This is a genomic window from Deltaproteobacteria bacterium, from assembly GCA_018668695.1.
GTDB lineage: Bacteria > Myxococcota > XYA12-FULL-58-9 > XYA12-FULL-58-9 > JABJBS01 > JABJBS01.
Genome location: JABJBS010000253.1, coordinates 1 through 9,159, shown reverse-complemented (window position 1 = coordinate 9,159; position 9,159 = coordinate 1). Strand labels below are relative to the sequence as shown.

The window sequence follows — 9,159 nt, the reverse complement described above, 5'->3', positions numbered from 1 at the left end:
TCAGGACGCCTTAATATTTTAGACCGAGATACCTTCAAGGTCCTCGGCGCTATCCATGCCGGCTATGGGTTGCGGTATGGGTTGATTACTCAAAACGGCAAACAACTGGTCCTGAGTTCCAACAGCGGAACTTATTCATTTGACACGGCGGAGCTTGCTAGGCGGGTTAGCCAAAGCCAAGGCGGTCAACCGTGAACACACCGCCCCCGCTACCCAGCCCCACCCAAAAGCCAGCAGCTGCGCGCCGGTCGTGGGTGAAAATTTTCGGTTGGTATCTGATGACTCTGCTATTGACGGGCACCCTCTCGAGCCTTCTACGAGAGCGCGGAATGTCGTCACTGCCGAGTAACATTATAGGAATGACACTCTTTATATGGGGTCTTGCCGCTCCCCATCGCCAATCTACTTTTCTAAACTTACCCCAACGGATCTGGCTTCAATCCACAAATACTTTCGCCAGAAAGCTATGGTGGTTAAGTATTACCATATTGGCCGCTTTACCTCTTTTGCGATTATACCAATTCGCAAATCCGCCGAGCGATACGGCTTTTAATCACGGCCTTGGCTTTGTTGCCCAGCTCTCTTCTTTAAGTCTCGGACTGCTCATCGCAGGAATTCAGCTCTTGGCGGATCCCGTGGTCCTCCTTATAACCGCTGTATCCATCACTCTTCTCCTCTTATTGATAAGACGACAAAACCAACGCAACGGGCAATTGCCCGCTTGGTCCTATGGCATCCTAATCCTCGGCCTACTGGCCGCCAATGCTACGCTCGACATGAACCCCGACCTATTTCTTACACAATGTGTGATTACGTTTTGCTTCTTAGGAAATGCTCGGGGAACAAAGCATGGACCGGCCCTCGCCCTAAGGGGAATCTACTTAATCGGCGGAATCTGCTCGATTGTCTATCTTGAACATCAAAACACTGGACACGCAGCAAGTGCCGCAGGTGTTTGCTTTCTTGTTTTTGCGTCCTTTATTGCAAGTGGCATCCGGACCCAAGTTCTAGAACGAAAGGTCACCTGGATTTTCCTGAGCGCTGCAATCACCCAAGTTTTTGCAAGCATGCAGCCCCTTTTATTTACGCCAGCGGGTTCACCCTACCTACTCTCTTCGAGTGCTGCCTACGGGTATTGTGAAGACCCTGCATCGAATCATGTTTGGATGACTTTTCCCCGATGCAGCGCTTTCCCACGTCACCGTAACGAAGCGCTCGCCCACGAACAATGTCGCGGTGGAACCCTTGAAGCGTTTGACTTCAATGATAGCCCGCCCACTCTCTACGCCAAGCACGCTCCCTTCTCCCCCAATTTCTTTGGTCGCCTCGAACAACCCATTTGCCTGGAGGAATCTATTATCGTGGGAATGACCGACGTGATGCTCGATGCGAAAAAGCACGGCGGCTCGACCATGGTGGTAAAAAAACTAAGCGGAGAAGTTTCAAATAAGCACGTATTCAGTTCAAACGTTGGGCATACCGTCGCTTGGGACAACTGGAGCAGGCGCTTGTTTGCTGTGGACGAATTCTCGAGTCTGGCGCAATTCTACTCGCCTGCAACCCATCAGGTTGAGCGCTTTGGACAATCACTTGATAACGAGTCCCTCACACTTGATGGCCGGCCTCTATCCCAGAACCGGCAAAGTATATTTATCTCAGAGCACTACTTTGGCGATGAGGTGATAGAGTTCAACCTTGAAGACGGAGACGAAAGGTCTCGCTTCCTTCACAACAATGGCGGAGGCTGGGCTGCCACCGTAGACGACAACGCAGCCCTGCTCTTTATCAGTGGAATGTGGAGTCTCGATGTTTTTGACCTTCGTAGCGGCGCTCACCTAAAACGTCACCGCACTGGCTTTGGTGCACGCGCGGCCATGGTATCAGCAACTCAAGAGCGGGTTTACTTACCTTGCACACTCTCGGGGACCATTCGTGTCTTTGATAGACAAACACTCAAGTTGGTCAAAGCCGTACCCGTCGGGCTAGGTATTCGAAATTTACACTTGACGCAGAATGAGACTGAGCTTCTCGGTTCGAACAGTGGTGGCACACTCTTATGGGACCTTAACCAACTGCCTTAAGTTGACTAGCCGTAAAACCCTGGGCAATTCAGACAGATCTTAGAGTAGGCCCCCGCCAAATGTTCCTCGCGAATTTGATGAGCGGCATCACCATTAATGATGTCCAGTGGATTGTCGCCCACTTCTAGTTTGCCATAGGTCATGGTTTGACCCATATCCACACAGCAAGGGCTCACAGTTCCATCCCACGCTATCGTAGCGCTGCGGAACATCGTTCGGCATGCACTGGTTCGAACTTGTTGTGTAACGGCCATGTGAGGTTCAAAATTGATAAAATCTACGCGGTCAGCCCATTCCTTCTTAACCGCTTCATTTTTTGTCTCGTAACCGTCTACCTTCGTGACGTTTAGACGAATTCGCATATTTGATTTGGAATTACGGCGCAGCTTTAAAAGAGAATTCAGATTACTTGCTACCGCCTCGTAAGAGGTACCTCGAATCTTTTCAAAATCAGCTCCCACCCCCTCCATGGAAACTATCAACTCAGACAAATCTGCCTCAATCAGCGCCATGCGCCGTCGTGCATCAAGGAGCGTGGCATTCGTGTACATGCACACATGAATTCCTCGGCTTCGAGCCACCCGAATCATATCGAAGATCCCGGTGTGAGCCATTGGCTCTCCGTTCCACGTTAATACAATCGCGGACAAGTCTGGCAGACCGTTTAAAATACTTTTATAAAGCTCCAACGACATCATTCCACGAGCCATTGAGTCATTATTCTGAGGCGTACAATGGCTACAGCGCAGATTACAGATATTGGTCGGCTCGATGATAAGCCCCTGCACCTTGTGCACCGCGGTGGTGCCCACCATACGATTCCACTGATTCCGCAACTCTCCCCAAGCATTTCGGTAGCGTGGAAAATACTCGTAAAGACGCCAAGCCAAACGCGGGTCTTCAGGGAAAACGCGCCCGACCAGTTCATACAAAAGCCGCAACGGTAAGTGGCTTATTATTGCACTCGATTCACTCATGAAAAGACATCGTAACAATGGAGTCCCGCTACGTGCAATGATAACAAGGACCCATGAGTGCGCAGCTAAGAGAAGACCCAAAAGTCGCTTTGTCGACGGAACTCTCCGTGGTTATTCCCGTTTTTAACGGTGCCGCGACAGTTGGGCGGGTTGTTCGAAGCATTCTCCAGACTTTTCCTGACAAAAAACTTGAGATTCTTCTCGTCAATGACGGCTCAACCGACGACTCAGCCCTAACTTGCAGTGGACTGGTAGATAAATTCAAACCCCAAGTACGCTATCTTGAACTCGATGGTAATCATGGTGAGCATAATGCGGTTCTGGCCGGCCTGAATCACGCCAACGGAGCGTGGGTTGCTGTCATGGACGATGATGGCCAAAACACATCGGCAGCGCTCAAGCAGCTTTACGACCACGCCCAAACAGCCGATGTCGAAGTTGTTTACTGCGGCTACAAAGAGCGCAAGCACAGTCTATTTCGTCGCTTGGGCAGTCTAGCGGCTCAGAAGACGTCGCAATTCATTCTTGGAACACCGCCCGAAGTTTATCTCTCTAGTTTCAAAATAATGAAGCAAACCCTCGTTCAGAAAATCGTTCACGATGCGCCCGCCAACCCCTATATCGACGGGCTTGTATTCCAAGAAAATCCCAGTTGGGACATGATTTCAGTGGACCACCAAGATAGACTTTCCGGCCAATCCAGCTACACGCTTCGTCGACTGATAAGCCTCTGGCTCAACATCTTCATTACTGCGGACCGAACTGAGAAATTAAGCACAGTCCGGACCTTTAGAGCGGTTGCTATATTGATTCTCGCGGTTCTAGCAGCCTTCTGGCTTCCCTGGACCCTTGCGTTGGCCGCAGTCTATCCGCGGGTAAGCTTAGGGTTGCTCGTCGTTGAAGCCTGGATTTGCTGGTGGTGTGGTTGGTCACTCTTCGAACTCACCAATAAGATGAATGAAGAGCTGTCTGGAGTTGAACCTTTTACGATAAGTATGCAGCTCGGTAAGCCGCCCCATCAATCGCTAGAGCCTTAATCAGCCCACGTCATCTTCATCGATGTCTTCACCGAAAAAACAAACCAAGACAGTTGCATCCTCTTCTTCGTAGAGAAGATTTGAGTCATGCAGATAAGGAGATACCTCTGGTGGGTTATCCGGATCCGATGCGTCTAGTAGAACAACATCGTCTTCTGGATTGGCGTTCTCTTGTAGCCAAGCAATCAGCTCTTTAACCTTCATCATCGCACGTTCCCTTAGTTTAGAGCGTCTGTGGTATCTTCGAGTCGGCTGGCCAATACAAAAGGCTGCACAATCACAAAGTTGAATTTAGGATTATCTTCTGCATCGAGAACTGCAATTTGCGCCTCGGTCAGCTTATGAATCAAACCAGCGCTGAGATAGGTCTCAACATCTTTGGTGCGGTCTTGCGCAACCGCAAGCGCCGCCTCAAGCAAATCGATTTGCGGGGTCACCATAATTAAGCGACCTCGTTCCGCATGAATCGCCAAGGCATCCCAATGGGTTTGCTGGACCTCAGAGCGTAGTTTCTCTTCAATTGTCGACATGTTCGGCCTACTGAGCAGCAGATTTACCAACCGCACCAAGATCTTCAAAAGCTTCTTGCAGACGGGTCACCATATTGGTTTCGCCTTCGCGGAGGCACTTACGAGGGTCGTAAACCTTCTTGTATGGCTTACCGTCATCTGGGTCGATCTGGTATTTGAACGCTCGAGAGTTCTCTTCAACATAGCTACCCATCGCTTTGGCAAAAGCAAACTGAGTATCGGTGTCGATGTTCATCTTAAAAACGCCATAGCTAACCGCATCTCGAATCTTGTCTTTCTCAGAGCCGGAACCACCATGAAAGACGAGGTTCAGTGGATTGCTCGCAGTGCTGTGCTTTTCCTGAATCAATGCCTGTGAATTCTTAAGAATCTCTGGGCGTAGCTTAACGTTGCCTGGCTTATAAACGCCGTGAACGTTGCCAAAAGAAGCTGCAACTGAAAAATCCCCGAGAGGAGTGAGGGTCTCATAAGCATAGAGAACATCATCTGGCTGCGTGTAAAGGTGTGCATTGTCGGCAGATGCATCGATATCATGACCCACGCCATCTTCTTCGCCGCCCGTAACACCGAGCTCGATCTCAATACTCATATCGATTTTGTTCATACGCTCAAGATAGCGCGCACAGGTTTCAACATTGTCCTTCAGCTCTTCTTCAGAGAGGTCGAGCATATGAGAACTGTAGAGAGGCTTGCCTGTCTTCTCGTAGAATCGTTCACCTTCGTCCAGAAGTGCGTCGATCCATGGCAGAAGTTTTCGGTTGGCATGGTCGGTGTGAAGAACCACACAAACACCATAACGCTCAGCCAATAGGTGAACGTGTTGCGCAGCAGATACGCCACCTAACACACGGCCTTCGAAATCATCCGGGTAACCTTTACCCGCGTAAAATTGAGCGCCGCCGTTGGAGAGCTGAACGATAATGTCGCTCTTTGCCTTGGCCGCTGCCTCAAGCACAGCATTGATGGTGTTGGAGCCCACGACATTAACAGCTGGAAGCGCGTAGCCCCCTGCCTTTGCCGCCGCTACAACTGCTTTATAATCTTCACCACTGACTACGCCCGGTTTTACCTTTGCCATGCTGCTCTCCTTGTACAAGCCACTGGGCTCTTAAACTCCCGAGGAGGCATTTGCAAGCTGTTAGAGAGGCGTTATTTTGAGCTTTATCGGGTAAACTCTTTCAAGAGAGCGGTGGTCGCTCTAATTAAGGTTTTGACCGCCTGGCGCCGGCTCCATTCACCCTCGAGCCACATACTTAGGTTGGTTCGGGCACAAGCTGCAGTCATTTGGCTAAGGCTTCGTAATGCCGGTCCTTTTAGGCCTGTAACTTCACCAATTTTGGGCACCCACGGCTCAAGAATTTCGCCACGAACACGCCTCGCAACCTCATCCAAAACAGGATCAGTTCCAGTCGAACTCAAGAGATTCCAAGCTCCCGCGCCGCGCTCTTCAAGCACATCACAGGTGGCCTCGATCACTGCTTTCAGTGCCGCCTGAAGATCGAGCTTCTCGGGCTCTGTACCCAAGGATGCCTGCACCCGGTTCTGAAGAGTCAGACCGAAATCTTCAAGAATACCAACTAGGATATCCTGTCGATTACTGAAATGTTTGTAGACTACTGGCCGGGTAACGCCCGCTAATGTCGCCACATCGGGAATCCGGACACCATCGACGCCCTCCTCGGCCAACAAAGAGGCCGCTACATGGAGCAATTGCTTCCGGCGGTCGGCCGCCCATAGCCTACCATGCTGCGCTTCTTGCGATCGGGTTACCAATGGTGACCTCTTTCTACTTGATTCAATGGGTTGAAGTATACAAACTGTAAACATATAAAAACAACCTGTCAACATGGCTCAAGGGAGCCTGTTGAAATGGGGAAGCACTTCAAACTCAAGGAGAGTTCGCGAATGCACAGTGAAATTTGCGAAAAGCTGGGAATCGAATTCCCAATATTTGCATTCAGTCACTGCCGCGATGTTGTCGCAGCAGTCAGTAAAGCCGGTGGAATTGGGGTACTCGGGGCATTGGCCTTTAGCCCAGAAGAACTGGAAATGGAGCTCAATTGGCTCGACAACAACACGGGCGGAAAACCATACGGCGTCGATATCGTGATTCCCAAAAAATACGTTGGGCGAGCTGAAGGGGACTTCAAAAAAGAAGACCTCGAGAACATGATTACCGATAAACACAAGCAGTGGATTGAAGACCTTCTCACGAAGCATGGCGTTCCCCCGCTTCCGGAAACCGTAGAGGAAGCCGAGGGACTATTGGGTTGGTCTGCATCGGGCGGACGAGCACATTTGGAAGTGGCCATGAACCACCCCATCAAACTGATCGCCAATGCACTCGGGCCGCCACCTGAAGATGTTGTAAGCCTTGCCCATGACAAAGGCATTTTGGTCGCGGCACTCGTAGGTAGCGTCAAACACGCTCGGCAGCAAAAGAAAGCTGGCGTCGATATCATTGTAGCCTCCGGCTATGAGGCTGGTGGTCACACTGGTGAAATAACCAGTATGATTCTCTGGCCACAAGTCGCCGAAGCGGTTCACCCTACCCCTGTTTTGGCGGCGGGCGGCGTTGGTAATGGTAAAGGCATGGCTGCAGCGTTGGCACTTGGATGCCAAGGTGTCTGGACGGGATCTGTTTGGCTAACGGCTGCCGAAAATGACTATCAGCCTGCTCTGGTAGACAAACTTCTAGCTGCCACATCTGAGGATACACTGCGAAGCCGTGCTATCTCAGGTAAGCCCGCAAGAATGCTTAAGACGCCATATACCGATGCTTGGGAATCGAAAGAGTCTCCGGGATATCTGCCCATGCCTCTTCAATACATGGCAACCGCAGATGCATCTCAGCGTATTTATCGCCACGCACAAAGCGGCGAAGAAGGCGCGGCATCGTTACTGGGAACCCCAGTAGGTCAAATTGTAGGGACTATGAATCAGATTCGTCCTGCGAAAGCTATCGTCTCAGAGATGGTCACCGACTACGTTGAGATCATTGGCAACCTTCAAGGCGCTCTCGATAAATTAGCAGAATAAGAATCGAGGCTACGGCTTAAGCGCTGTAGCCTTCTTTCGCCTCACCCTATATTTGCTCACCGAAGACCTGATGCTGAACATCAAAATCTTGGCCAACGAGGCTTAGGTGAAGGTCGTTCTCTGTTCCCGAATCACCCGATGCACTGTCAACGTCTAGAGTAAGTTTGACGTGGTCCTTACCTGCCAGCTGAGCTACAGCAGCAACCAGTGACTCATCACCCATATCCGAGAAAAGAGCTTTGCGGATTGCATCGTGCCGTTTTTCCTCATCTGGTATTGAAGCCGCACGAACCATACTCTTCAAACCTTTTTCAACGGTTAGCATCTCAGCCTGTTCAAGTAGGACATCCAAATCATCTGACTGACGTCGAAGATATTCGCGACCTGCTCGGCTTGCCCACAACGGCGCGGCTTCTCCCGGATGAAGTGCCTTCCAGTTATCAGCATAAGAGTTCCACAAGTCATCCAAGCTAACACCGCAGAGCGAATCCAGACCTGGGTCAGAGATCACAACTTTCGTTTTTACGGTTGTTCGGCGCATCTCATTACGGGGTCCAATCCATAATTTTCGGCGGTCTTTAATTGAACCAATCTTTTCCTGGTACACATCAATTGACCGGCGCATATCCTCGCCGCCAATTAATCTCGCCAACTGCAGCTGCTCGATAACTTCATCACGAGAAGAGAAAGTATCTTTATGTTCACGCTGCCAACTTAACCAGTGCTCTTCCCCTTTAACAGCTCCCATCTCTCCTGCGATCAGGTCAACATCTCGAGAGAAGTCACTCACAGTAAAGGATGTTTTACAAAACAATCCACCGGTGGACTGAGTATTCTGGTCATGGTCACTCTCAACATCGTAAGTGCCTGTATCGGTGACCACATCGGAATCCTTAAGCGTCTCGGCCGTCTCACGATTGAAGAAAAAACCGAAAGCATTCAGGGCAAACGGAACACTCTTTCTTGTAATATCCGTAAAGATTGAGCGGTCCATATCCACACCTGGGTGACCATCTCTAGCCAGCTTCTCAATCTGGGACCAATCGCCACGCATCGCCTTATTATAGGCACGTTGTACATCGGGCTTTGATAAGTCCAGAGACACATCAACCAAGCGATTATCACCATCACTCGACTCACCCGAAAGGTTCATACCGAAGGACAAGAAGCGCCCAATAATTGAGAGTAGCAATTGAAAGAAGACACCAATAATCGGACCTTTGGGATCTGTATCGGGAATATCTGGCAAAGCTTCGCCTACCAGAGCCTCAGGTGACAATCCGACCGTAACCTTAACACCGGCATTCGCCGTTGCACCGTCGGCCTTTGATAACACCAAACGAGCACTGCCTTCCGAACCTCGTAAAACTTCCGTAGACAAGTGACCGCTTACAAGTAGACCGGCCTCTAATCCAGCACTGGCACCAACCGCGCCGTACGAGAATCCAAGCCCGCCACCGCCGCGAATACCTTGATGGGACCCACCAGAGATACT

The 9,159-nt window shown here is 50.4% G+C and carries 10 protein-coding genes; 4 read left to right on the top strand and 6 right to left on the bottom strand.

Annotated features, from left to right (window positions below):
* Both HOK28_13450 and HOK28_13445 read left to right on the top strand, forming a co-directional pair.
* On the top strand, positions 1–195 hold a 195-nt coding region (locus tag HOK28_13450), incomplete at its 5' end, for a hypothetical protein (GenBank protein MBT6434098.1).
* The gene (locus HOK28_13445) at positions 192–2,081 is read left to right on the top strand and encodes a hypothetical protein (protein ID MBT6434097.1); all 1,890 of its coding nucleotides are present in this window, start codon (positions 192–194) and stop codon (positions 2,079–2,081) included. The genes HOK28_13450 and HOK28_13445, both read left to right, overlap by 4 nt.
* Before the next feature lie 5 nt (positions 2,082–2,086).
* Here HOK28_13445 and HOK28_13440 read toward each other — a convergent pair whose 3' ends face one another.
* Complete coding sequence (locus HOK28_13440) at positions 2,087–3,058, bottom strand: radical SAM protein (protein MBT6434096.1); 972 nt, start codon at positions 3,056–3,058, stop codon at positions 2,087–2,089.
* 53 nt (positions 3,059–3,111) lie between these two features.
* On the opposite strand from HOK28_13440, the gene HOK28_13435 reads away from it, so the two are divergent.
* On the top strand, positions 3,112–4,095 hold the full coding sequence (locus tag HOK28_13435) for a glycosyltransferase (protein MBT6434095.1): 984 nt from the start codon (positions 3,112–3,114) through the stop codon (positions 4,093–4,095).
* On the opposite strand, the gene HOK28_13430 is transcribed toward HOK28_13435, so the two are convergent.
* The 4 genes from HOK28_13430 to HOK28_13415 all read right to left on the bottom strand — a co-directional run bounded on the left by HOK28_13430 (position 4,096) and on the right by HOK28_13415 (position 6,398).
* Positions 4,096–4,302 (bottom strand): hypothetical protein, encoded by a 207-nt coding sequence (locus tag HOK28_13430; protein MBT6434094.1) that lies wholly within the window; start codon positions 4,300–4,302, stop codon positions 4,096–4,098.
* An 11-nt stretch (positions 4,303–4,313) separates the two neighbouring features.
* Complete coding sequence (locus HOK28_13425) at positions 4,314–4,625, bottom strand: DUF2288 family protein (GenBank protein ID MBT6434093.1); 312 nt, start codon at positions 4,623–4,625, stop codon at positions 4,314–4,316.
* Positions 4,626–4,632: 7 nt separating this feature from the next.
* On the bottom strand, positions 4,633–5,703 hold the full coding sequence (gene fbaA, locus HOK28_13420; GenBank protein ID MBT6434092.1) for a class II fructose-bisphosphate aldolase: 1,071 nt from the start codon (positions 5,701–5,703) through the stop codon (positions 4,633–4,635).
* Positions 5,704–5,786: 83 nt separating this feature from the next.
* Entirely contained in the window at positions 5,787–6,398 is a 612-nt protein-coding gene (locus tag HOK28_13415; protein ID MBT6434091.1) for a TetR/AcrR family transcriptional regulator, read from the bottom strand.
* 132 nt (positions 6,399–6,530) lie between these two features.
* On the opposite strand from HOK28_13415, the gene HOK28_13410 reads away from it, so the two are divergent.
* Positions 6,531–7,664: a nitronate monooxygenase gene (locus tag HOK28_13410; protein MBT6434090.1), complete on the top strand. Its 1,134-nt coding sequence runs from the start codon at positions 6,531–6,533 to the stop codon at positions 7,662–7,664.
* A gap of 46 nt (positions 7,665–7,710) precedes the next feature.
* On the opposite strand, the gene HOK28_13405 is transcribed toward HOK28_13410, so the two are convergent.
* On the bottom strand, positions 7,711–9,159 hold a 1,449-nt coding region (locus HOK28_13405; protein ID MBT6434089.1), incomplete at its 5' end, for a hypothetical protein.

Excerpts from the sequence above, each read along its gene's own strand:
- HOK28_13440 (MBT6434096.1), bottom strand. The coding sequence starts at position 3,058 with ATGAGTGAATCGAGTGCAATAATAAGCCACTTACCGTTGCGGCTTTTG.
- HOK28_13435 (MBT6434095.1), top strand. The coding sequence starts at position 3,112 with ATGAGTGCGCAGCTAAGAGAAGACCCAAAAGTCGCTTTGTCGACGGAA.
- HOK28_13430 (MBT6434094.1), bottom strand. The coding sequence starts at position 4,302 with ATGATGAAGGTTAAAGAGCTGATTGCTTGGCTACAAGAGAACGCCAAT.
- HOK28_13425 (MBT6434093.1), bottom strand. The coding sequence starts at position 4,625 with ATGTCGACAATTGAAGAGAAACTACGCTCTGAGGTCCAGCAAACCCAT.
- fbaA (MBT6434092.1), bottom strand. The coding sequence starts at position 5,703 with ATGGCAAAGGTAAAACCGGGCGTAGTCAGTGGTGAAGATTATAAAGCA.
- HOK28_13410 (MBT6434090.1), top strand. The coding sequence starts at position 6,531 with ATGCACAGTGAAATTTGCGAAAAGCTGGGAATCGAATTCCCAATATTT.